Genomic DNA, 24,168 nt, shown 5'->3' on the forward strand with positions numbered 1-24,168 from the left:
GTGTTTCCCCGATGCGATGGTGTGCGTCCCGGGCGCGGTGCGGGGATGGGCTGGGGGTGCCCTGGGTGGTGTCGCGGCCCGGGCGGGTGGTTCTTTCGTCCCGCCCGGGCCGCGCCCGCCCACTTGAGCTGCCCCGAGTTCCGTGGAGTCCGTGATGTGCCCCGACTTTCGTGGAGTCGGCTCGCTGGTTTCAGGCTACGTGTGTTGCACGGAGTTCATACTCGTTCGGCGTGAGCATGCCGAGCGCTGAGTGTCGGCGCTGACGGTTGTGGAAGATCTCGAGGTATTCGAAGAGGGCGTTGGCCGGTTCCAGGCGGGTGCGCCACCGTTTCCGGTTGAGCAGTTCGGTCTGGACGCGGCCCCAGAAGGACTCCATCAGGGCGTTGTCGGCGCAGTCGCCGATGGAGCCCATGGAGGGGACCAGGCCGGAGGCGCGGGCGCGTTCGGTGAAGGCCCGGGAGGTGAATTGGGTGAGTTCAACCGGTCGTTGCAACACGGGGCTGTTGTAGCGAGCGTACCTGTTCCTCGAAGATCTCGGCCGGTGTCCGCCAACCGAGGACCTTGCGGGGCCGGTTGTTGATTGCCGTGGCGACCGCTTCGAGGTCCTCGGCGGACCATCGGGACAGGTCGGTCCCCTTCGGGAAGTACTGACGCAGCAGCCCGTTGGTGTTCTCATTCGTCGGTCGTTGCCAGGGCGAGTGCGGATCGGCGAAGAACACCTTCGTCCCGGTCTCGAGAGCGAACTGGGAATGGCCGGAGAGTTCCTTCCCCCGGTCCCAGGTGAGGGTCTTGCGTAGCTGCTCGGGCAGCTGCGTCATCGACGCCGTGAGTGCGGCGTTCATCGCGATTGCGCCATAGCCCCCGAGCGAGGTGCCGTTCTTCAACGGTGGGTTTTCGCCCCAGCCTTCGAGCCGAGGCAGGTGCACCAGGAGCGTGGAGCGGCTGCTGCGCTCGACAAGCGTGCCGATCGCGGAGCGGTCCGTCCCGATGATCAAGTCACCTTCCCAGTGTCCGGGGACCGCGCGGTCCCCAGCCTCGGCGGGGCGTTCACTGAGGACGACGTCCATGGTGACATGCCCTTGCGGCTTGTTCTGCGACCGCGCACGGGGAGCCCGTAGTGCCCGGCCGGTGCGCAGACACGTGACCAGGTCCCGCTTAAGCGCACCACGGCTCTCGATGAACAGCGCCTGGTAGATCGCTTCATGGCTGATGCGCATGGACTCATCATCGGGGAAGTCGACATGCAGCCGACGCGAGATCTGCTCCGGACTCCATGCCGTCGCCCATCTTCTGTCCTGCCGGTGCGGCTTGTTCAGTCCCTTCCACGCGGGCGTCTTGGGCCCGGAGACGATCGTGCCGTCGGGACGACGGACACTGCCGGCGAGCCGTTCCTGTACGTACTCACGCAACCTGTCGTTGCCTGCGAGCTTGGCTGCCTTCGGGCGCTTCGTGGCCTGCTGCGCCTTCCACTGAGCGACCGTGGCCCGGTACTCCTGCTTCCCGCTGCGGGTGGCGGCGTTGCGGCGCAACTCGCGCGAGATCGTCCCCGGGTCACGTCCAATCGCGCGGGCGATCTCTCGCACGCCCTTGTCCTGGGCGCGCAGAATCGCGATCTCCTCACGCTCCTCGAAGCTCAGGTAGCGGCCGGTGGGCTCGGCCAGAGAGATCGGCGGCATGCCGCCAGCGTGACGGAACCACCGAGAACCGACCGGCCACGACACTCCAACCGCCAGCGATGCCTCAGCCGTCGTGACGCCCGTGGCGATCAGCCGCCAAAACTGCCGCTGCACCACCCGCGACGGATCAGGCCGGCCAGGCGAGCGCATCGCCGGCCTCAGCGCCCGGTCAGCACGCCACTGCCGCCGAAGCCCCTCGGGCGCATCGCCGGTCTTCCTCCCCCAGTCCTCCGTAGCGATCTTGAACACCTCCCAAATCAAGGTGTTGCGACGACCGATTGAATCCGCCTTGCACTCCGTGGTCGGAGTGGATGATCGTGTTCTGGGGCTGTGGCCCGCGGTTGCTGATGGCCATGCTCAGGGCGTTGGTGGCCAGGGCGGCGGTCTGGGTGGCGTCGATGGACCAGCCGACGACGCGGCGGGAGTGGACGTCCAGGACAACGGCGGAGTAGATCTTGCCCTCGCGGGTGGGGTGTTCGGTGATGTCGGTGACCCATAGCTGGTCGCGGGCGGTGCGGGTGAAGTTCCGTTCCACCAGGTCGGCCGCCGACGGTGTCTCGCGCCCGGGGCGTGGTCGGCGGTTGCCGGGCAGGCCCCGCAGGCCGGCCCGGCGCATGAGCAGTTCGACGGTGCCGTGGCTGACTTGGAGACCGAGGCCGAGGGTCAGTTCGGCGTGGATGCGGCGGAAGCCGTAGGTGCCGCGGGAGGCGGTGTGGATGCCGGTGATGGCGGCGGTCACCTGCAGGTGCCGCAGGGAGCGGGCCGAGGGCGGGCGGCTCTTCCAGGCGTAGTAGCCGGACTCGGCCACGTGCAGGACGCGGGTGGCGAGCTGGACCGGCAGGCGCTCGGAGGCCATTACCGCGATGGCCTCGAACCGTCTTTTGGGGGCACCACCTGTCCGAGCAGCTCGGCGGCCCGGCGGTGGATGGCCGGCTCGGTCTCGAGCTCGGCTATGCGCCGGCGGGCGGCGACCAGCTCGGTATGGTCGCTGCTGGTGATCCCGGGCTCCTTGCCGGTGTCGATGCGGTGCTGACGGCGCCAGGTGTAGATGGTCTGATCGCTGATCCCCAGGAGCTGGGCGACCTCGGCGACCTTACGGCCGGACTCGACCAGATCGAGAACTTTGCGGCGGAACTCAGGCGGGTAACTGCGGGGCATGAAGGCGACCTCCGGACGTGCGGGTTGACTGATTGCCCAGCAACCCAACTCCACCGAACCCGGGGCACATCATTTCTTGCTCGGTCTTGCGCTGGAGGGGGACGAGCTTCGTGGTGGCCTCGGCGGCGCTCTTGCCGACGTGAGGGAGCACGCTCTGGTAGATGTCGCGCGTGATCCGGGTGTCGCTGTGCCCAAGCGGGTCCGACACGATTTTGATGTCGATGTCGGCGGCCAGCATGAGCGTGGCGGCGCCGTGGCGCAGGTCGTGCAGCCGGATCGGCGGAAGGCCGGAGACGGCGACCAGGCGCTTGAAGAGGTCGGTGACCTTGCCCGGGTGGAGCCAGGAGCAGTCCTCCTGGGTGAAGACCAGCCCGGTGTTCACCCAGGCCGACCCCCACTCGGCACGGTTGGCCCCCTGCTGCTCGCGGTGCCGCTTCAGTACGTGGACGGTGTCGTCGTCCAGGGCCACGACCCGGAAGCCGCTGTCCGTCTTCGGCTCGGACGCCTCGACCTCCCAGCCGTCCTGTACGAGCCGGCCGGTCACGGTGAGGGAGCGACGGTCGAGGTTGGTCTCGGACCAGGGCTGCCCGCACGCCTCGCCGCAGCCCGCGGAAGGCGATCAGGTGCCACATCGCGTACAGCCGGTCCTCGGCGACGAAGTCGAGGAAAGTGCCCGTCTGTTCCGGCGTCCAGACCATCACGGGGGACGGCTTCTCGCCGGTCTGCTCCCACTTGGCGACCCGATCGTCCGTCCACACCAGCGCCTTCGGCTTGCGCACCGGGTCGATCTCGACGTGGGCCGCCGGATTGAACGTGATGATCTGCTGCCCGATCGCGTCATTGAGAGACGCGCGGATCGTGGCCTTGATGTGCTGGCGCGTGGCGGGGCCGGTGACGCGGTGGAAGAACGGCATCGCGTCGATCGCCGCCTTCATGGCCTTGCGGCGGGCGCGGTTGTCCACACCCTTCCACGGGACGGTCGCCAAGTCCTCGACCGCCGCTCGCCGCTGGGCGTTCTGCTCCAGGATCTCGGCGTTGGCGTTGGCGTCGGTGATGGCGGTGAACATGTCGCTCAGGTGGCTGACGCGCAGACGGTCGAGACGCCGGTGGCCGATGTGCGGCTTGAGGTGCACGCGGACGTCGGTCTCGTACCGGCTGATACCCGACTTCCGGATGCGCTTTCCGGCGAGCCACCGGTCCAGTCACTTGGACACGGTCAGGCTGCCGATGAGATCCTGGCCGGCCCTGAGCCGGCGCCGGGTCTCCTCCACGTCCGGCAGGGGCCGCTTCTCACCCCTGACCTCTGCCGGCATCGCGGCGATCAGCTGGACGCCCTCGGGGTCATCGACCTCCGCAAGCCCCAGGAGGGTCCGCAGGCGGTCGAGATCGGCCCGGGCTGCCTTGAGGCTGCTTGTACCCGCCACGGGCGAAGGATCGCCGACTGCCGTCCTCGCGGGGTGGCAATTCCTGACGTATGGAGTACGTGCAGTGGTTCCGGCTGTTGCGCTTCGGACAGGCGGAGCCGAGTTCCTTGCCGATCTTCAGGTCACGGCAGGAGCAGCGGCGGTAAGAAGTCATCTCATTTATCCGTGCCACGCCGGCCTTCAAGGTTCTCGGCACCCGGGCGAATGCGGTTCTGCTGACCCGGGGAATGGATGTCGAGGCTGCTGCGGTGCGAGGTGTGGTCGCCTACATGATCACCACTGTGGCCCGGCACATCGGGGTGGATGGGGAGGAAGCGCTTCACCCGGTCACGCCGGAGGCCGTTGCCGAAGCGGTCGACACGGCGGTGACGCAGCTCGCAGAAAAGGCGCCGGCCCTCGCTCATGCGGTGCGTCCGGTACGCCTCGACTCCCGTACCGCCCGGGTATCCGTGCCGGAAGTCGGTCTCGTGGGTGTGGCGGTCTCGCAGGCAGTCGGGTACGCCGCTCTCAACCGGGCCGGCCCCATCACCTCACACGCTCTCGACCTCGCCACGGAGGTCGGTGCCGTTCTCACCGCTGCGGATGAGCAGGGCAGTCGGGAGGTGTCGGTGAGCGCTCTGGAGGAGATTGTCGCCCGACGGCGCGAGCCCGGGTCCGCCTCCGGATGTGTCACACATCCGCGGGCGGACCCGGGGTCAGGTGCCGCGACTTCCCCGGCGGCTCACCAGGTGATGGGCAACCGCAGCAAGCTCCGTACCTGCATTCCGTCCTTCCATTCCAGTGAATTCGTGGAAACGGCACACCGCATGTTGGGCAGTCGCGTGAGCAACGCCTCAAGCGCCACCCGCAATTCGAGGCGGGCGAGCGGCGCACCCAGGCAGCGGTGAATTCCGTACCCGAACCCCAGATGGGGATTGTGCTCCCGGGTCGGGTCGAAAAGGTCCGCGTTCTCGAACACCGATTCATCGCGGTTGGCCGAGGGAATGGCGGGAAGCACGGCCTCGCCGGCACGGACGAGCGTTCCGCTCAGCTCGATGTCCTCGGTGGCGTAGCGCGCGAAGGTGACATGGGAGATGAGGGGCGCATAGCGCAGCAGCTCCTCAACCGCCGTCGGCATCAGCTCGCGGTTTTCCTGAAGCAGTTTCAGCTGCCCGGGGTGGGTGAACAGGACGTACAGAGAGTCGATGAGCTGCGAGGAGACCGTCTCGTGGCCCGCGATCAACAGGACACTCGCCAGCTCCACCATCTCTTTCTCGGAGAGCCTCTCCTCATGGTGGCCGGCCTCGATCATGGCGCTGATCAGGTCGTCCCGCGGCTGCTGACGGCGGGAGGCCATCAGCCGTGCGATATATCCGTGCAACCGCTCGGTGTCCGCCCTGATCTCCTCTTCCGTCATCACGGTCGTGGCGGAAAAGGCGTCGAGCCAGCCGCGGAACCGTTCGCGGTCCTCGAACGGGACGCCGAGCAGATCGCAGACGACCGTACCGGCGAAGGGAACCGCGAATTCCTCCATGAGATCGCCTGGCGGCCCGTGGGCGACGAGGCCGTCGATCAGCCGGTGTGCCTCCCCTTCGATCCGGGGACGCAGCAGCTCGACACGGCGCGTGGTGAAGGCCTTCGCCAGGAGTCTGCGCAGCCGGGTGTGGTCGGGTGGGTCCATCCCCAGGATGCTGGTGTGGATGGGCAACGGGGTCAGACGGGACTCGTCGTGCTCCGCCGCCATCGCACGGCTGAACCGGGGATCCCCCAGGATCTTCTTCATGTCCGCGTAGCCGGTGACCAGCCAGGCGTCCTCGCCGTAAGGGCAGCGGACCCGGAGGACGGGCTCCTCCCGGCGCAGTTCCGCGTACCGCGGATCGAGGTCCAGAGCGATCGTTTCGCCGAAGGGGTAGTCGCGGGGTGACCGCTGGTCACTCATGTGGACCGCACCCCCGGGAGCCGGTCGTAGTGCTCCACGAGGCTCTTGGGCCGCATGTCGGTCCAGTTCTCCTCGACGTACGCGAGGCATTCCCGGTGGGGGGCGGGACCGTGAACCGTGGTCCATCCCGCGGGCACGGCGATGAAGGACGGCCACAAGGAGTGCTGTCCCTCATCGTTGACCAGCACCGAGAAAGTGTTCTCGGTGTCATCCCAGGGGTTGTTCATGACGCGTGACTTTCCGTGGATGAGTGGATGAGGCGATGGGGTGGTGCTCAGTGGGAGGGCGGTGGGAAGAAACCCGACGCGACGAAGTGATCGGCGTAGGTCCGGATGAGCGCACCGTCCAGGGTCGGGAACGCCGGTCCCGAGTCCGCGAGGCCGGTCAGGGTGTTGGTCCGGTCGAGACGGATCCGCCCCGGGAGGGACAGCGCGGGCAGGGCGTCGGTGAGCAGCACGGCCGCGTCAAGGAGCCCCGCGCCTTTCGCCCGTTCCGCCTCGGCGTCCGCCCGCCGGCGCAGGGCTCGCATCCAGTCGTCGAGGCCCATGGTGTCCAAGCGATAGCCGTACGACCGCAGATGGTCGAGGAACGTGTCGAAGGGGATGGGTTCGGGGCACGTGAGATGGTGTGCCAGACCGATGCCGCCGGGACGGCGGGAGAGGTGGACGAGGGCGGCCGCGGCGTGGTCCACGGGGATCAGGTCGACCACGGCGGGCGGGGCGTCCTGATCGACAGGGCGCGGAGCGGCCCCCATGAGGAGCATCGCTCGCACGAGTTGCCAGAGCACGTCCTTGCCGGAACCGGCCCCGCTGACGGTGTGTCCGCTCACCCGGCCGAACCGGTACACGCTCACCGGAAGCCCACGCCCGGCCGCTTCCCACACGAGTTGCTCCGCCACCCACTTGCTGGCCGTGTAACCGCCCGGCATGAGGGAGCCGGGGCGTACCCGGTGGGCCTCGGGCACGGGGTCGGGGTTCCCGGGGCCCTCGTCGGTGCTCACGGAGGTCGCGACGGTCGAGACGTAGTGGACCGGCACCGGGGTCGCGCGGGCCGCCAGGCGAAGCACCTCCTCGGTGCCGGACACGTTGGACGCCCTCAGCCGGGCGTACGGTTCGACCGCGTTGACCCGCGCGCCATTGTGATAGACGACGTCGATCAGGGCCGCCAGGGCATCGAACCGCTCCGGGAGCAGGCCGAGCAGGGGCTTTTCCAGATCACCGGGCACGGGCACGATCCGGCCGTGGGTGGACTCGTTCCACAGACCGTAATCCACCAGGTTCTGCCGGACGCGCCCGAACGCCTGCTCGGTGTCCTCCGCGCGGACCAGGCAGTGGATGTCGGCACTCGTACGGTCGAGGAGTTCGCGCAGGAGGAAGGCGCCGAGGAAGCCCGTCGCGCCCGTCAACAGGATGTTCTCGTGGTCCGTCACGTCGCCGGACCGCCCCTCCCGCCGGGGCCCGACGGTGATCCGCGGGTCGAGCACGGCCTCCGCCAGGAGGTCGGCCGGGGTCGGACCGGACGCGGAGGCATCCGCCGGCGGGTTCGTCCCGTCGATCGCATCGAGGAGCGCGGCAACCGACTGCCGTTCGAAGAGGGTGCGGACGGGCAGGTCCACCCCGAGGCGCCGGCGGATCCCGCTGATCACCCGGGTGACGAGCAGGGAGTGCCCGCCCAGGTCGAAGAAAGAGTCGTCGATGGTGACCCGGGGGAGGTCCAGAACCTCGGCGTACAGTTCGCACAGGATGCGTTCGCGCGGATTGCGCGGCGCCCGGCCCGCGGACAGCGTCGCGAGGTCCGGCGCGGGGAGCGCGGCGCGGTCCACCTTGCCCGTCGCCGTGACCGGCAGGGTGTCGAGGACGGTCACCGAGGCCGGGACCATGTGGTCGGGTAGCAGAGCGGCCAGATGGGAGCGCAGCTCGAGGCCGCACGGGTCCGTCGAGCGGCCGGCGGCCACGACGTACCCGGCGAGGCGGGTGGCGCCCTGGCTGTCCTTGCGGGGAACGACCACGGCTTGCGCGACGTCCGGATGGGTGCTCAGGGCGGCCTCCACCTCGCCCGGCTCGATCCGGAACCCCCGGATCTTGACCTGCCCGTCCGCGCGTCCGATGTACTCCAGTGCCCCGTCGCGGTTCCGGCGAACGATGTCGCCCGTGCGATACATCCGGGAGCCGGGGGCGCCGAACGGGTCGGCCACGAACCGGTCGGCCGTGAGCCCCGGCCGGTGCAGGTAGCCGCGGGCGAGTCCGGCCCCCGAGACGTACAACTCCCCGGGCACCCCGGGGGGCACGAGACACAGGCCGCGGTCGAGGATGTAGGTGCTCGCACCCACGGTGGGCGTGCCGATCGGAGGCGTACCGCCGCCGGAGAGCGGGGAGCTGAGCGTGGCGCACACGGTGGTCTCGGTCGGGCCGTAGCCGTTGAGAAGGCGGCGCCCGGCCGACCAGCGCCGAACCGTCTTCCCCGACAACGCCTCACCCGAGACGATCATCGAGGACACGGAAGCCAGCTGAGCGGGCTCCATCACGGTCAGCGCGGCCGGCGGCAGCGTCGCGTGGGTGACGCCGAGTCGCTCGACCAGGGCGGCCAGGCCGGGCCCGGGCGCGGTGAGTTCCGCCGGTGCCATCACCAGCGTGGCTCCGGTCAGCAACCCCCCGCACAGTTCCCACACGGCCCCGTCGAAGCTGTGCGATGCGAACTGAAGGATCCGGCTCGACGCCGTCACCCCGAACCGCCGCAGCTGCGCCTCGACGACACCGGAGAATCCGGAGTGGGTCACCACCACGCCCTTGGGCCGGCCGGTGGATCCGGAGGTGTAGATGACGTACGCCGGGCTCGTGTCCGCCAATGGGCGCGTCCGCTCGCCGTCGGTGACGTCCGTTTCCCGGCACAGGCCGACGGCGTGCCGGGTCTCGGCCCGGTCCAGGACGACTCGGCGCATTTCGGGGGCGCCGGGAACATCCGGAAGGGAGAACGACGTGCCGGAGTCGGTGAGGAGCAGCGCCGGACGGACGTCCTCGAGCATGAGCCGGAGGCGGGCGGCGGGGTAGCCGGTATCCAGCGGCAGATACGCGCCTCCCGCCTTCAGCACCGCAAGGGTGGCGATGACCGAGTCGACCGTGCGGGGGAGCGCGATGGCCACGTACCGTTCGGGACCGATGCCGCGGCCGACGAGGTACCGGGCGAGCCGGTTCGCCCGTGCGTTGAGCCGGCGGTAGGTCATCTCCCGCGCCGGCCCCACGCCGTTGTCGAAGATCAGCGCTGTTGCCCCGGGTGTCCGCTTGACCTGCGCCTCGAACAGATCGGGCAGAGGAAGCCGCGGTACATCCCGCGACGTGTCGCGGCTCTGCCTCAGGAGTGTTTTCCGCTCGCCGGGGAGGGCCGGATCGAGCGTGTCGATCCGCTGCCCGGGATCGGCGGTGACCGTGTCGAGGAAGCGAAGGAACCGGTGGACGAGACGCTCGACGCTGTCCCGGTCGAACAGGTCGGTGCTGTACTCCGCCACACCGTCCATCCCCTGCGGGCACCGGTCGGCGCCCCAGCGCTCCCACAGACCCAGTGAGAGGTCGAACCTGCAGGCACCGGTGCTCACCGCACGCTCCCTGACGATCAGACCCGACAGCTCCGGTGCGCTCCGTGGAGCGTTCTGCAGGGCCAGCATCACCTGGAACAGGGGGTGGTGGGGCGTCCCGCGCGCCGGGGCGAGGGCGTCCACGAGCCGCTCGAACGGCAGGTCCTGGTGGGCGTATGCGGCCAGATCGGTCTCCCGCACCCGGGTGAGCAGATCCCGGAAGGCGGGGTTCCCCGAGGTGTCGGTGCGCAGCACCAGGGTATTGACGAAGAACCCCACCAGGCCCTCCAGGGCTTGGTCCGTGCGGCCTGCAACCGGGGTGCCGATCACGATGTCGTGGCTCGCGCCCAGCTTGCTCAGCAAGGCGGCGAGCGTGGCGTGCACCACCATGAACGGACTCGCCCCGCACCGCTCCGCCAGGGCCACGATCCGCCGGTGCAGGGCGGCGTCCACCGTGAAGCGCAGGTCATCGCCGCGGTGGGACGCGGACCGCGGCCGGGGCCGGTCGAGGGGGAGTTCGGCGCATTCGGGCAGCCCTTTCAGAGCGCGGGTCCAATAGGCGAGCCGGCGGGCTGCCCGACTGTCGGGGTCCTCTTCCCCGCCCAGGAGTTGTCGCTGCCACAGGGCGTAGTCCCTGTACTGGACCGGCAGCGGCTCCATGGCGGGGGCCTCACCGCGGCGGCGTGCCGCGTAGGCTGCGGCCAGATCCCGCCACAGCGGTGCGAGGGACCATCCGTCACAAGCGATGTGATGGACTGTCAGTGCCAGGACGTGGCGGTCCGGGGCCGTGCCGAACAGGTGGGCCCTGACCGGGAGGTGGCTCGCCAGATCGAACGGGCGGCGTACGGACGCGGCCACCGCCGCGTCGAGTTCCGCGGGCGCAACCGCAATGACATCGAGCGGCGGTTGTGCGGCCGTGCCGTTGAGGACCAACTGCCCGGGCACACCCGCTGTTTCGGGAAAGATTGTCCGCAGGCTCTCGTGGCGCTCGACCACATCGGCCAGCGCGGTTTCGAGCGCCGCCCGGTCCAGCTCCCCATCCAGTTCCAGGACGAGCGGGACGTTGTACGCCGCGGTCGGACCCTGGAGCCGGTCGAGGAACCACAGGCGGCTCTGCGCGAAGGACAGAGGTACCTCATCGGGACGCTCCATGGGCCGCAGCGGGGGACGGATCCCGGCCGAGGTCCGCCGCACGACTTCGGCCAGTCCGGCGACGGTCGGTGTTTCGAAGACACTGCGCACCGGCAGCTCCAGACCGAGCACCGACCGCACCCGGGAGCTGAGGCGGGTGGCGGAAAGGGAGTGGCCGCCGAGGGCGAAGAAGTTGTCGTCGATGGTGACTTTCGAGACGCCCAGGATATCGGCGACCAGCCCGCACAACAGCTCTTGGAGTGGGGTGCGCGGCGGCCGTCCGTTCTCCAGGGAGCCGATGTCGGGCTCCGGCAGTCGTCGGCGGTCCACCTTGCCGTGTGGCGTCAGTGGCATGGTCTCGAGCACCACCGTGGAGGCCGGCACCAGATACTCGGGTAGCCGCCTCGTAAGGAAGTCGCGGACCGAGGAGACCAGAGCGCCGGCATCCCGCGCGGTGGCGGGAGCGTTGACGAGGGAGGTCGGCGCCGTGCCGGCCGGTGCCGGGGCTCCACCACCGGGTGTGCCCGGCGGGCGGCGGGTCACCACGATGTCCAGGGCGTTCTCCACGGTGGCGGACCATGTGACGGAGGCCCGAAGACCACGCTGCGCGGCAAGCTCGTGCACGTGCTCGATCAAGAGGGTCTCGGCATCGTCCCGCACGCCCAACGAGGGGACCCGGCCCGTGTAGCCCGCACCGTCCAAGGCCCGCAGTGCCGCGACGACGGGTGCGATCCGCTCGTCGGGCGCCCCGGTCACCCGGATGTCCACGGCCCGTCCGGCGTCGAGGCGGTCGGCCAGCGCTTTCGGGTCCGAGACGTCCCGACCCCACCGCAGGTCTTCCACGGGGGGAACGGGTCCGACTCCGCGGCCGGCCTTGCGCAGTACGACGTCGTAGCGGTAGCGGGTCAGTTCGTTGACGTACCGCCCCCGCTTCACCCGCACCTCGCTGCCGCCGAGGCCCGGGACGGTGCCCGCCAGTTCGGTGAAGAACGCCGGGTCAACCAGTAGCTCCTTCTCCCGAACCATGCCGTGCTCGACGGCCGCGCGCAGGGCGGCGGGGCTCGACGGCACCCCGGGTCGACGCAGCCGGACATCGGTGTGGAAGGCGCGAAGGAGGCGCAGGTTGCGTACGTCTCCGACGAAGACCGACCCACCGGGGACGAGCAGCTCGACCGCCTTGGCCAGGACGTCCGTGAGGTAGCGCGCATCCGGGAAGTACTGGGTGACGGAGTTGATGACGACGGTGTCGAAGAATCCGACGGGCAGGCCGCTGATGTCGTCGGCCGCGCGGACGCTCAGTTCGACCCGGTCCGCGAGCGAGGCATCCCGGCGCACCGGTTCGGTCAGCGCCTCGATGACCCGATCCGACAGGTCCGTTCCCCAGTAGGCGTCGCACCGCGGAGCCAGCCGGGACATCAGCAGCCCGGTGCCCACTCCCATCTCCAGGACGCGACGGGGGTTCAGTTCACGGATGCGTTCCACGGTCGTGTCGCGCCACTCCCGCATCTGCTCCGACGGGATGGGCCGGCCGTCGTAGCTGCTGTGCCAGCCGGAGAAGTCCTCGCCGAAGGGCATCCGGGTGATCTCGCCGTAGAGCGAGTTGTAGATTCCCCGCCACTCGTTCACCGCGTCCGTGTCGCCCTGCTCGGACCCGGCCCCATCGGTGGGGACGACATAGCCGATGAGTCGTTTGTGTCCGGTCCGGTCCTCGCGGGCCACGACCGCGGCCCGGGCGACGCCCGGGTGCTCCGAGAGGACGGCCTCCACCTCGCCGGGCTCGACGCGGAAACCACGGATCTTCACCTGGTCATCGCTGCGGCCCACGAACTCCAGGAGGCCGTCCGGCCTGCCGCGCACCAGGTCACCGGTGCGGAAGAGCCGGGCGCCGGGCTCTCCCAGCGGGTCGGCGACAAAACGTTCGGCGGTCGGGGCCGGACGATTCCAGTAGCCACGGGCCAGGCCCGAGCCGCCGATGTACAGTTCCCCGACCTCGCCCGCCGGAAGCGGGCGCAACCGCCGGTCGAGAACCTCGACGCGCATGCCCGACATGGCGGCGCCGATGGGGACCACGGTGCCCGGCTCACCGATGTCGGTGACCCGGTGACAGGTGGCGAACGTCGTCGTCTCCGTCGGGCCGTAGCCGTTGACGACCACTGTGCCGGGGCAGGTCCGCAGGACCCGACGGACAGCCGTGGGCGAGACCGTGTCCCCGCCGGTCCACACCTCGCGCACGCCGCGGAAGCACTGCGGATCCTCCCCCGCGAGGACGGAGAACAGGCCGGCGGTCACCCACAATCCGGTGATCCCCGCATCCGAGACCGCCGAGGCGATGCCCCGGGCGTCCGGTTCGCCGGGGGGTGCGATCACGACCGTACCGCCACACAGCAGCGGCACCCACACCTCGTAGGTGGACGCGTCGAAAGCGTGTGGCGAGTGCAGCAGGACCCGCTCGTGGGCACCATTGCGCCAGATACGGTCCCGGGCGAGACCCACGACGTTCTCGTGGGTCACGGCTACGCCCTTGGGCGTACCGGTGGAGCCGGAGGTGAACATCACGTAGGCGAGCTGCCGCGGCTCGGCGGGGATACCGGAGGTGGCCGGGCCCTCGTGTCCGTCCGAGGCGTCGGAGCGCACCGACAGGACCCGGGGTCCGGTACCGAACTCGTTCCGGGGACGTGGCTCGTCCGTCAGGATCAACCGGGGTCGGGTCTCCTCGACCATCCACCGCAGCCGCGATGTGGGTTGCCGTGTGTCCAACGGCACATAGCAGGCACCGCACCGGACGATGGCGAGCAGGGACACCACCAGATCGGGCGGGCGTTGCATCAGGACCGCCACGGTGGAACCCGGACCCGCCCCTTCCGCGGCAAGACGCCGGGCCAGGCGCTCGGAACGGGCGTCGAGTTCCCGGTACGTCATGGCCGTGTCTTCCTCGGCGCCACGGATCAGGGCGGTCGCTTCGGGAGTCAGCCGAGCCTGTCGTACGAAGGCTTCCGGGAGCGTCGCGGGCGTCGGGGCGGTGTCGGAGGGGCCGGAACGTCGGAGGGGGATCTCGGAACGCGGAACATCGGCCGAGGGCCGGGGTGGGAGGGAGTGGTGCTGTGCGGCCACGCGTCAACTCCTCTGCGCGGGTTCCACCGGAGGGCGGTACTGCCGGCCTGCCGGGCGACCGCACCGGGGGAGGGCGCACTCAGGCGTCCGGTGAATGCCCGAGCGGACTATACGTAGCAAGGATGTCACAAGGGGTCACGACGCAGAAGTGGAGGGGTGATCGATTCGGCCACTCCCGTGGTGGATCGATCGCGTGGGGCCCTGTGATCGATCCACGGGTGCGGTCGCTCCGCGGGTGCGTTCCCACGGGGGCGCGGGTCCCGGTCGTGCCACCGAGGAACAAGAAGTGGTTCGCGGGGTCATCCGCCGGGTGGACGGGTTGGGAATTGGCCGAAATGAATACTGTGGGGCGATTGGTGGTAAGTGTCGAACAAAATTCCGCTCTGCTCCGCATCGGCCGGGAAGATCACGCCTGCTCCGGTGATACGGCACAGGCGAAACACCTTCTCCGTTTCCGCGATGAGCATGGGGATGTGGGCCGGTGATCCATTGAAGGGGAGGCCCGGGCCGTAACAGCCGACCGGCGTGGGGTCACAGCGGAAGTGGTCGGAGAGCTTTGCGGCCGCGCGGTCGGGTCGCCGGGTGTGCTCGGGGGTGACGGCGCACACCGTGTGGCGGCGGGCTCGCGCCTCAACGATCCGCTGTTCGGGCGGTTCCCGATCCCCGGGGGGACGCGTGGGCATGCGCGGTTCCGGACCATGTGTTGCGGTCGCGTGGTGGAGCGCCCCACGCCGACTTACCGGGTGAGACCTTCGGGTTGTTCCCGGGGCCGACCTCGCGCGGACCGGTGCGACCAGGGGCAAACACGGATATGGCCTTGTGCGGGGCCGGTGACGCGGGGCACTCGCCGGTAGTCCGCGTCGCTCGGGTTGCTCGGGGAGATATCGGATTACATCGAATTCCGCCTGAAATGGGTGTACTTCATGTCCCATGGTGGAATTGATCCCGTCGGACACCATGTGCGGGCGGTTGCGGGTGAGGCGATCCGATCTTGTACGCCCGCTTACCTGTGCCCACTTGTGCCCACTTGTGCAGGGAGAGTCAATGGAAGCCCCCGCTCTCACGCCGGACACGGGAGTCACCGCCGAGATGGTGGGACGGTCCGTACGCTTCGAGTCCCGGAGGTACCAACCGACCGACAGCTACGCCGACATCGCCTGTGACAAGATCCGGCGCGGGAGCGAGGTGCTCGGTGCGAGCGAAAGTGAACAACGGTCCCGGCTCGCCCTGGTCCGCGAATTGTTCGGGGCCTGGGGTGAACTCCCCGCAGGGAATCCGCCCGAACGCGCGTGCTGGGTCGCCATCGACGGCATGCCTTTCGAGGTGTCGTTCGCCTGGGTCGACGGCAGGAGCGAACTGCGCCTTTCGTTCGAAAACCCGAGTCATCCGGGAACGCCTCTCGCCCGTCAGGAAGACGGCAGGGCTTTCACCCGCAGCCTGGCCGACCGTCCGGGAGTTCCGATCGAGCGCTATCTCGCCGTCGAGGACCTCTTCACGGACGGGGACCCGCGCGGATACTTCTCGTTCTTCCACGGGGTCGCCTGGCGGCAGGGCGGAGACCCCCTCCACAAGATCTATCTCAACCCCGCCGTCGCCGGCCGCGAGCACGCTGCTGCCCGCACGCAGGAGGCCATGATCCGGCTGGGCATGGAACGCCCCTGGCGCGCCCTCGCCGATCACCTGGGAGGCGTTCACGGTATCGCGCACGAACCTGTCGGACTGGCCCTGGACCTGTCCGACGCCCGGGAGGCCCGCTGCAAGGTCTACCTCGCGCACACGGAGGTGACCGCCGATGAAGTGGATGCCCGGGCAGCCATCGCCCGCGATCACGTACCCGGCTCCTTCGCCCGTGCTCTCGAACGTGTCACCGGACACCGCGAGTCCGGATGGCAGAAGCCTCCCGTCACGTGCTGGGGCTTCGATTTCGCTCAGGACGTGCCGAGCGCCACGCTCTATGTGCCGCTCATCCCCGGTCACGGCGACGACGCGATCGCGCACGATCGCGTGGCGGCCTTCATGCGCGAGGAGAACATGGACCCGGCGCCCTACACGGCCGCTCTCCACGCCCTGTCGGACGGTCCGCCGACGGAGTCGTCGACCCAGAATTTCCTCTCCTACCGCGGTGGACCGTCCCCGCGCTTCGCCGTGTACCTCGCCCCGGGCACGTACCGTCCGGCCTGAGGGCGGTGACCACCGGAGCGCCACACCTCGGTCGCCCCCGGGGCCGTGACCGGGAGGTTCCCCACCACCGTACGCCGCTTCGCAGATCCGGTCTCCCCGGAGGGGCGGTCCCCGTTGCCCGGCCCCGGGGCCGTTCTCCCGTCGGGAGGAAATGTGTCCAGGGGGAGCCCCGGCCCTGTCGCCCCACAGGCCGGTCCGCTCATCCTCGAACAAGTCGGCGCGCCCGGTGCGATGGGTTCGGTGATATCGAACACCAGACCATCGGCGAAAGTCTGCACGGCGTCTTTGGGTGCTCCCGGAGACGCCGCCCCCCGCCGGCTCGGATCAGGTCTCCCTCTCGTTCGAGGCCCGGGGTCGGTACAGGGATTACCTGATCGGTGGCCTGCGCCTCCGACCCGGACAGTCCGTCCGATGGGCGGAACCGCCCGGATCACACCTCATGGGTATCTCCGTGATCAAGGAACGGATCGACCGTGCCAACCCCGGGGCGACCGGCTCCGAACGGTGCACGGGGGTAGCCGTCGCCGTTCGGTTTCCCCGCGACGACGAGTCGTTCGATGGCGCCTGAGTCGGCGTACGCCCCGCCGCATCCCCGAGGCGGGGGCGCACCTCTGAACATGTTCAACCGCGTACGGCTCCACCGCGCGTCCTCGTACTCCGCTCCACTGTGTGGGCTCGACAATGGTGGGAAAGGGGCGTCGGCCGCGGATCGCCGCACCCGCGCGTGGCCAATGCGTGGCCGGACGCGTCCGGACGGTGCGGCACGAGCCGTGCCGGATGAGCATGACAGAGGCGCTCTGAACAGGCAGGATGCCATCCTGCGGCAGCGCTCGTCACGGAACGGCATGACCGCCCCTGGTCTCGTAATGCGTAGGTCAAGGGTTCGATTCCCTTGGGCGGCTCCGCCGAGGGCCAGGTCAGACACCTTCTGACCTGGCCTTTCTCGTGTCTCCGGCCTGACGCCCAGTCGACTTCACCCCCTTTTCCGGGCTCGACCGGGGCAGGGGTGGCCAAGGGGTGGCCATCGGCGCGACGCGCGTGCACAGGGCGCCGTGGTGGCCTGGCTCGCCGGTACGGCGAGCGCCCGGCGCCGGACGCGGCGCACCCCGTGGGCAGGAGTCCCCCGATCGGGCCGACCCCTTCACCGCCCCTCCGTCTCCGCTTCCCCGGCCTCCTCGACCCGGTCCCGGACCGCGGGCGGGGCACGGCGGTCCGGGGCATGGGCCACCGGACCATAGCCTCTGCCGGCACCGAGGGGCTGGTGTTCACCGGGCCGAACTCGGCCTCCACGCGCCCGAACAGAAGCCGGCCGGAGAGCGGTAACACCTTGGGGGGCACGCCTTCTGCTGCACGGCCCGCTCCGCCCCTCGCGACCACGACTGCGGAAAGGGCGAGAAGGCTCACAGACCTCCCCTCCTTGCCGAGTCGTTGTGGGCGACTGCGGAGCGACTGAAGCGGGGGGCAGGGGTCGGACGGGTCCGGTGCCGGAGGCTCCCGACAAAGCCTGTCGGGGCCCGTAAGGTGCCGGGACGGGGGGAGGGGTGGCCGGACGTTCCTGGACGGTGCGGCGGCGACCGGCCGGTCTTGGACGGTTCAAGGGCTCTGATCAGGAGAAACGAGATCGTGTGGCATCGGGCGGTACCATCCGGCATGGACCGATCGGTCCCGCGGATGGCCTCGAACCGTCTTTTGGGGGCACCAGCTGTTCGAGCAGCTCGGCAGCCCGACGGTGGATGGCCGGCTCGGTCTCGAGCTCGGCTGTACGCCTGCGGGGGCGGCCGGCTCGGCGTGGTCGCTGCTGGTGACCCCGGGCTCCTGGTCGGTGTCCATGCGGTGCCGGGGGCGCCAGGTGTGGATGGTCTGGTCGCTGATCCCAAGGAACTGGGCGTCCTCGGCGACCTCGCGACCGGACTCGACCGGTTCGAGGACCTTGCGGCGGAACTCGGGTGGATGGCTGCGGGGCATGAAGACGGCCTCCGGGGAGCGCGGGTTGACTGCTTGTCCGGCAACCCGACTCCACAGAACCCGGGGCGTATCGAAGCCCCTGACAGATCCGGAGCGGTCCAGAACGCAAGAGCCCCGCTCACCGTCCCCGCACCGGCCGCACACGACGAGCAGGTTGGGGAAAACCCCGGGGTCAGAAGGCCTTCGCGAGCCGGTGGCGGGTCGCAAAGGCGATGGCGACGGCGACCAACAGGACGGCGCACGCGCAGAGAAAGGCCATCTGGGTGCCGGGGAAGGTGATGAGCAGGCCGCCGATCTGTGCGCCGAGCGCGGAGCCGCCGAGACTGATCGTGGAGGACCAGGTGAATGCCTCGGTGACATGGCTCTGGCGTGCGGTCCGCGAAATGATCTCGTACAGGATCACCGTCATGGGCGCCTCGAAAGAGCCGAGGACGACCAGGGCCAAGCCCATCGACCAGTTGTCCCAGACGAGTACGGGAAGGGCGGCGCCCGCGCTGACGACCAGCAGGCCCACCCTGACGGCGAGCTTGAGGGACCAGCGTCGATTGCGGCTTCCGTACCAGAGTCCGCCGAGAATCCCACCGATGCCCCACGCCGCATAGAACAGGCCGACGCTGCCGGCCGAGCCGTGATCGTCGGCGAAGGCGGGAAGCGCGACGTTGTAGATCCCCGTCCTGACGGCGGTGCAGGCGACCAGGGCCAGCACCAGGAGCAGGCCCGCCGAGCGGAGAGCGCCGAGGGGGTCGCGCTCGCTCGGGGTGGCGGGCTGGGTTCGCGAAGCCCGGGTCATCGCGAACCCGATGGAGCCCGCGGCGGCGAGCAGGCCCCCCAGGACGATAGCCGCCCCCGGGCTGCCCAGGAGCAGGATGACGCTGAGCAGAAGCGGCCCGCCGATCAGGAAGACGTTGAACAGCACCGTCTCCAGGGAGATGCCCGCCCGCTCCATCCCGTCCGTCGAGCGCCACAGGGCGCGGATGCAGCCGCTGATCGGGGGAACCGTGGCGCCCGCCACGGCCACGCACATCAACTGCGGGGTCAGGGAACCGGATTCGAAGGTGACGAAGCCGATCAGCGACACCGGGTACACGACACCGGTGATGACCAGCACACTCGTCTGCCCGTACCTGTCGACGCGGCGGGCGACGAGCGGCGCGAACAGCGCGGTGCCCAGGCTGTACGCGCCCAGGAACAGGCCGGCCGAGAGGTAGCCGGCATCCTTGGAGGTGGTGAAGACCACCAGGGCGAGGCCGACCAGGTAGTAGGGGAATCGGCCGACGACACTCCAGAACAACGGGGCGCGCATGGTCCTGCTCCGCGCGGCGGCGACGAGTCGGTTCTCCCCGGACGGGGGTGCCGGGGAGGTCTCGGATACCCCGGGGATCGTGGTGTCGGAGGAAGGGGGATTCGCCATGGTATCTCCCATTTCGGGAAGGATTGCCTGAGATGAGTGCTTCGGATGGGACGCGGCTGTCGAACGTGTTCACGAGGAACGCGAGGTCACTCGCTTCCGTCGGACGCGGGGAAGACGCCATAGGGGTGGCGAGCCATCGTTACGGCGAGGTCCTGGACGGCGTATGCCGTCAGGTAATAGGCCATGGGGGCCGCGTAAGGGGCAACGGTCAGGGTGAACCCGGTCTCCCCGTCTCCTTGCGGCCCGATGTCGACCCTTTGCAGATCCGGTGTGACCGTGCAGTATTCACGCCCGTATTTGGCGACGAAAAGGCCGAGGTGGATCGTGCCCGGGCGGGCATCGCGCACCTCCACCCGCACCTGCTGGATACTTCCTTGGAGTAGATCCTCCTCGGCGTGGATCAGCAGTGAGGGTCCACCGGGCAGCCGGAAGGCGACATCGCTGCACCGCGTGCAGATGACGCCTTCGGTGTCGAGCGCGGTGGGTACCAGGGCACGCCGGATGAAGCGCTCGGCAGGTCGCCCGCACTGACAGCGCACGCTCGCGAGCGATGAGGAATCGATACGACTGCGCTCTCCGAAGTGGTGGAAGGAATCGCTGAGTTCGTTCTCCGGATTGCTCACGAACTGCTCGATGACGGCGAGGTCCAGCGACTGCAGGTCGTCGAGGAGGTCGCGGGTCGTCTCGGCCGGGTCGTGAACCGCCCGGGACTCCCTGGCGACCTGGCTGTCGATCCTGGTGGCCAGGTTCTCGAGGCTGGATCGCAGGGGGTTGTTGAGCCGCAGGAGTCCGCCCGCCAGATAAGCGGTGACGCGGGCGGAGGTGGCCAGCAGCAGCGGTTCCGGCATCGGAGAGGGCGGTTCCGGCGTGATGGCCTCTTCGTCGTCGCCCATGCCGAAGTGGACATACGCGGGAGAGGGGCCCGCGGTGCGGATGCTGGAGTTGAGGGCCGCGGCGGAGGAACCGTGCGCGAGGACCGTCTCCATCCAGGAAAGGTTCTCCGCGCGCCCGACGTCGTGTGCCGTGATCGCGGCCACGACGTCCCTGGCGGTGCCGTCGATCGCATTGAGCATCAGTTGGTACTTGGGGTCGTAGATGGCCGCGTCGGTGAAAGGGCCGTTGTTGCACGAGCTCAGCACGACCTCGGCCGCGCGGATGTCGCGCAGCTGGATCAGCTTGTCCAGGGGTCGGTAGCAGGTGGGCTCGTCGGAGTAGGCGCAGATCGGGCCGATGACGTTCTCCTTGCGGGGAACGAGCGAGTTCAGGCCGCAGATGGTGTAGTCGGCGAGATTGAGGGAGTCGTCCTTGCCGTGCCCCTGCAGAAGGAGGCGGCTCCAGCGGGTGCCGAGGATCTCGGACCTGACGTCCGCGGTCTCCATGCCCCGCGCGTCGAGCAGGTGGATGCCGCTGCGCGAAAGCCCGCGGTCGACGGCGGTGAACATGCCGAGTTCCTGTACGTCCGGGGCCTTACGGACGTACTGCTTGGCGGTGAACCAGGCCAGGGAAGCCGCATCCCGGCCGGTCAGGATCCTCAGACGCACATCGGGCCGGCGTTCGGCGGCGCGCAGCAGGGGCCAGATGGTGTCCACCGTGAGGTGCTCGTACAGGCCGGCGATCAGCAGGGAGTGCACCTCGCCCCGGCCGGCATGCTCACCGGCCTCCCGCTGTCCGTACTCGCTCCGTGACTCCTGCGGGAAGAGCGTGTCGAGCAAACCGGCTCCGACCTCTCCCGTGTCGAGCCAATGGTCGGCGAGTGGATCAATGAGCGCGACCAGTCCGGCAGGCAGCGCTTCAGGCTCCAGGATGACGCCGTACGAGCAGGCGGCCGGCCGGCGCGCCTCCCCGTACACGCTCGCCGCGCATGCAACGGATGCCGCGAGATCGACTCGCCCATCGGTCCAGACGGGGACTTTCGCGCGGGCCGTATCCGCGAGGAACGCGTCAACGGCAGCGGCGTAGGAGGAGCCGTCCTCCGGGAGGGAGAAGGGCGAGGCCGACATGATTGCGGTATCGCCGCCGGAAACATGAATCTCGGACTGCACCACGTATGACTCCTTCACAACGGCAATCGGCCTCGGGAAACCAACGATCCGGAGCCATGGCGTTCGGCAGCCGAAACCGGATTTCTCACATCCGAGAAATCCTGGTCGGCTCGCGACAGCGCTCCGCACCGACGTATCGAGGCATCAAGACGGTACGTCCGCTCCGGTGCCCCGCGTATCCACAGCACATTCATGTGCGAGGACACATGACGCTTACCTCCTCTCGATGCGCCTGCACGCTTTGCTTACGCCGACCGACTTCACGTCGGCACAGTTCATGGAGTGCGGCACGAGCGATCATGTCATTCTGTCGGAAGAATTCATCATTGCTCTTCGGGGACGGGAACCGGCCGGATGCCACACTTCCCGAAAACAGCGTTCCCACCCCGAAACGGCTCTCGTGGATGGTCCCATCGGCACGCTTCAGGCGATTGAGGGAATCGGTGTCGATGAGACCGGCGGTATCGATGACACCCGTGGGATACCGGTCGCCGCCGTCGGGGGACGATGGGGGCTCTTCTCTGATCTCATCGCGCTGGATCAGCTTGCGCAGCAAGGGGTCACTCACGCGAAGCATGGTGCGCTTCGGGAGTCGGGCCTCGATGAGGGCCCGGGCGGTGATCGATCCGTTGAGGTTGCACGACCGCGCGTGGAAGAGCCCGTCGTTGGTGGTCACCGTCATCTCGGAGCCAAGGAACCTGACGACACCGGCACGGGTCAGGGCGAGCAGTTCCTCCAGCCGCGGTCCGGGCGGTCCACTGGTGAGAAATCGACAGAAATCAAGAAATGCCGGCAGATCCCGCTCCCATGAAGTGGGAGAGATTCTCTTTTCGTCGACGAGTTCAACCAGCCTGGAGAAGGTGGAGAACAGACCGTGCACCATCGCCAGGTCCGCACTGTGCCGAGGATCGCGCCCGCGTCGGACTCCTGCTTCGATGTGATCGACCATCCAGTTCTGCAGGGCATCCAGGTCGGGGAAGCGGCGGCCGGCCAGCGGATGGGCTGTTTCCTTCAGGTCGATCCGGTCCCCGTCGAACCGCACTGCCCGATCGACCAGCTCCTTGAGTTCCGGGCCGTCCCAATCAAGGGTGTCGAGGCGGTGAATGAACTGACGGGCGTCCATGTCAAGGAGTTCTTGATGCGATGCGGCAAGCTCGCGATAACCGGCGTGGGTGACTTCGCGGGCGATCAACGGCCAGATGTCCACGGCGAAGTCCAGGGGGCGGTCGCCGAGGGCGGCCACCGCCGCGGCGTCGAGGTGACCGAACGATTCCGGGGGTGATCCGGCCAGGCTGTAGTGGGTCTTCGACCAGTACGGTACGCCCCGCCGCGACCCCACGAAGAGGACGGGTTCCCTACCGGATGGCGTGTAGCGCAGCTCCCCGGAGTCATCACGATGGAATGTGCCGCCGCGTCCGGAGGTCAGCAGTACAGCGGTGTCGATGAAACACAGCCCAAGCCCCCGCACAATCACCGGTTCACCGGCGGGTATCCGGTCGAGGAAATGATCGGCGGTGGATCCCGAGGGCAGATAGCACAGGTCATGGACGGCCGCGTATTCCGTCAGACGCACCTCTTCCGCATCCGGCTCGACATCGACGTTGCCCTGGGCGAGCAGCACGATGTCGACGTCCAGCGGGGGGAGGCCGTCCGCCATGACAACGCGTTGTCGGCCAAGGGGAAGGTCGTGCACGTCGACGGCCCGACCCATGTGTGAATGGACCTGCACCCGGGACGTGCCATTCTTCGCCAACTTCCGGAACACCCAAGACAGATAGTCGCTCTGTGTCCGACGGGTGGTGAACCAGCCGTCGTGCATCTTCTCCGCCTCGGCCGCCGTGGAGGGAGCGTGCCGGAATCCCGGGGGGGACGACAGGCGGCCCGTGGCCAGTTCCCGGGCCCATTCGCTGAGCGTGGGACCGGGGACGATCGGGCCTTCGCATGCGACGGTCTCGTCGGTGAACATGGTGCAGCCACCGGCGGTGGTGTTCATCCACAGAAGCGGTGACTGCCGGGACCGCCAGATGCGGCCGCCCCCTGGTGGGTGAGGATCAATGACGTGGACGTCGATCGTCCGGTCCGGCGCACACTCGGCAGCGTTGGCGATGAGACGTTCGAGAAGAGAGGTGCCACGTGGGCCGGCACCAATGATTGCCACCGCCAGTGAACTCGTCATATTCCGTCCCTACGCCTCGGTCAAGGTGGGGTCATATCGCATGCGCGTGAACGACGTGTCGCTTGAACGAGCGGTACGGCGCATCCATCACGGGAGCCGTGGGTTACGCGGCCCTCTGCCTGTGTCCGTCGATCAGCGCGGCGAGTTCCGCGACAGTGGCGTCGCCGATCAGCTCGCTCATCTCCACCTGGACCGAGCTCTCCCGGAGGATGCGGTACTGCACGCCGACCGTCTGCAGCGAGGTCGCGGCGAGCTCGCGCAGGGTCCGCGCGGCGACCTCCTCGGACTCGGCCAACTGCAGCACCTCCCGGACGGTGGTCTGCAGCCACGACAAAGTGGTGGCCTCGGCGCCGGCGTTCTTCTGCACTTCGGTGACTCCTTCGTTGGGTGACTGGAGGCGAGGGCCG

At 68.9% G+C, this 24,168-nt stretch carries 13 protein-coding genes and 1 pseudogene; 1 reads left to right on the top strand and 13 read right to left on the bottom strand.

Annotated elements, in window-relative coordinates; genetic code table 11:
- Nucleotides 1-190: 190 nt before the first annotated feature.
- From FNQ90_RS00005 to FNQ90_RS00045, 9 genes and pseudogenes are all read right to left on the bottom strand, one after another.
- Nucleotides 191-493: an integrase core domain-containing protein gene (locus FNQ90_RS00005; protein ID WP_182604337.1), complete on the bottom strand. Its 303-nt coding sequence runs from the start codon at nucleotides 491-493 to the stop codon at nucleotides 191-193.
- Nucleotides 477-1,826 (bottom strand): IS30 family transposase, encoded by a 1,350-nt coding sequence (locus FNQ90_RS00010; protein WP_456115085.1) that lies wholly within the window; start codon nucleotides 1,824-1,826, stop codon nucleotides 477-479. Before FNQ90_RS00010 ends, FNQ90_RS00005 begins: the two co-directional genes overlap by 17 nt.
- A 19-nt stretch (nucleotides 1,827-1,845) precedes the next feature.
- Nucleotides 1,846-2,532 (bottom strand): IS3 family transposase, encoded by a 687-nt coding sequence (locus FNQ90_RS00015; protein WP_182604338.1) that lies wholly within the window; start codon nucleotides 2,530-2,532, stop codon nucleotides 1,846-1,848.
- Complete coding sequence (locus FNQ90_RS00020; protein ID WP_182604339.1) at nucleotides 2,532-2,834, bottom strand: transposase; 303 nt, start codon at nucleotides 2,832-2,834, stop codon at nucleotides 2,532-2,534. The genes FNQ90_RS00015 and FNQ90_RS00020 overlap by 1 nt, the downstream gene beginning before the upstream one ends.
- Nucleotides 2,812-4,412, bottom strand: a pseudogene (locus tag FNQ90_RS00025) (tyrosine-type recombinase/integrase). Before FNQ90_RS00025 ends, FNQ90_RS00020 begins: the two are co-directional and overlap by 23 nt.
- A 1-nt stretch (nucleotide 4,413) precedes the next feature.
- The gene (locus tag FNQ90_RS00030) at nucleotides 4,414-4,662 is read right to left on the bottom strand and encodes a hypothetical protein (RefSeq protein ID WP_182604340.1); all 249 of its coding nucleotides are present in this window, start codon (nucleotides 4,660-4,662) and stop codon (nucleotides 4,414-4,416) included.
- A 317-nt stretch (nucleotides 4,663-4,979) separates the two neighbouring features.
- Entirely contained in the window at nucleotides 4,980-6,176 is a 1,197-nt protein-coding gene (locus FNQ90_RS00035) for a cytochrome P450 (protein WP_182604341.1), read from the bottom strand.
- Entirely contained in the window at nucleotides 6,173-6,403 is a 231-nt protein-coding gene (locus tag FNQ90_RS00040; protein WP_182604342.1) for an MbtH family protein, read from the bottom strand. The genes FNQ90_RS00035 and FNQ90_RS00040 overlap by 4 nt, the downstream gene beginning before the upstream one ends.
- A 47-nt stretch (nucleotides 6,404-6,450) precedes the next feature.
- Entirely contained in the window at nucleotides 6,451-13,986 is a 7,536-nt protein-coding gene (locus FNQ90_RS00045; protein ID WP_323379694.1) for a non-ribosomal peptide synthetase, read from the bottom strand.
- A 1,044-nt stretch (nucleotides 13,987-15,030) separates the two neighbouring features.
- Here FNQ90_RS00045 and FNQ90_RS00050 point away from each other — a divergent pair.
- The gene (locus FNQ90_RS00050; protein WP_182604344.1) at nucleotides 15,031-16,167 is read left to right on the top strand and encodes a tryptophan dimethylallyltransferase family protein; all 1,137 of its coding nucleotides are present in this window, start codon (nucleotides 15,031-15,033) and stop codon (nucleotides 16,165-16,167) included.
- 2,137 nt (nucleotides 16,168-18,304) lie between these two features.
- Here FNQ90_RS00050 and FNQ90_RS00055 read toward each other — a convergent pair.
- The 4 genes from FNQ90_RS00055 to FNQ90_RS00070 all read right to left on the bottom strand — a co-directional run bounded on the left by FNQ90_RS00055 (nucleotide 18,305) and on the right by FNQ90_RS00070 (nucleotide 24,128).
- Nucleotides 18,305-19,543 carry an MFS transporter gene (locus FNQ90_RS00055; protein WP_182604345.1) on the bottom strand — a complete coding sequence of 413 codons (1,239 nt, stop codon included), beginning with the start codon at nucleotides 19,541-19,543 and terminating at the stop codon, nucleotides 18,305-18,307.
- 86 nt (nucleotides 19,544-19,629) lie between these two features.
- A complete protein-coding gene (locus tag FNQ90_RS00060) occupies nucleotides 19,630-21,393 on the bottom strand; it encodes a hypothetical protein (RefSeq protein ID WP_323379695.1) in 1,764 nt (587 codons plus the stop codon).
- A gap of 382 nt (nucleotides 21,394-21,775) precedes the next feature.
- Nucleotides 21,776-23,761, bottom strand: coding sequence for an FAD/NAD(P)-binding protein (locus FNQ90_RS00065; RefSeq protein ID WP_182604347.1), 1,986 nt, complete (start codon nucleotides 23,759-23,761; stop codon nucleotides 21,776-21,778).
- A gap of 103 nt (nucleotides 23,762-23,864) precedes the next feature.
- Entirely contained in the window at nucleotides 23,865-24,128 is a 264-nt protein-coding gene (locus FNQ90_RS00070) for an acyl carrier protein (protein WP_182604348.1), read from the bottom strand.
- Nucleotides 24,129-24,168: the final 40 nt, after the last annotated feature.

The sequence above is a fragment of the Streptomyces alkaliphilus genome (assembly GCF_014141535.1).
Classification (GTDB): domain Bacteria; phylum Actinomycetota; class Actinomycetes; order Streptomycetales; family Streptomycetaceae; genus Streptomyces; species Streptomyces alkaliphilus.

Excerpts from the sequence above, each read along its gene's own strand:
- FNQ90_RS00035 (WP_182604341.1), bottom strand. The coding sequence starts at position 6,176 with ATGAGTGACCAGCGGTCACCCCGCGACTACCCCTTCGGCGAAACGATC.
- FNQ90_RS00020 (WP_182604339.1), bottom strand. The coding sequence starts at position 2,834 with ATGCCCCGCAGTTACCCGCCTGAGTTCCGCCGCAAAGTTCTCGATCTG.
- FNQ90_RS00050 (WP_182604344.1), top strand. The coding sequence starts at position 15,031 with ATGGAAGCCCCCGCTCTCACGCCGGACACGGGAGTCACCGCCGAGATG.
- FNQ90_RS00010 (WP_456115085.1), bottom strand. The coding sequence starts at position 1,826 with ATGCGCTCGCCTGGCCGGCCTGATCCGTCGCGGGTGGTGCAGCGGCAG.
- FNQ90_RS00030 (WP_182604340.1), bottom strand. The coding sequence starts at position 4,662 with ATGAGCGAGGGCCGGCGCCTTTTCTGCGAGCTGCGTCACCGCCGTGTC.
- FNQ90_RS00015 (WP_182604338.1), bottom strand. The coding sequence starts at position 2,532 with ATGGCCTCCGAGCGCCTGCCGGTCCAGCTCGCCACCCGCGTCCTGCAC.
- FNQ90_RS00055 (WP_182604345.1), bottom strand. The coding sequence starts at position 19,543 with ATGGCGAATCCCCCTTCCTCCGACACCACGATCCCCGGGGTATCCGAG.
- FNQ90_RS00040 (WP_182604342.1), bottom strand. The coding sequence starts at position 6,403 with ATGAACAACCCCTGGGATGACACCGAGAACACTTTCTCGGTGCTGGTC.
- FNQ90_RS00065 (WP_182604347.1), bottom strand. The coding sequence starts at position 23,761 with ATGACGAGTTCACTGGCGGTGGCAATCATTGGTGCCGGCCCACGTGGC.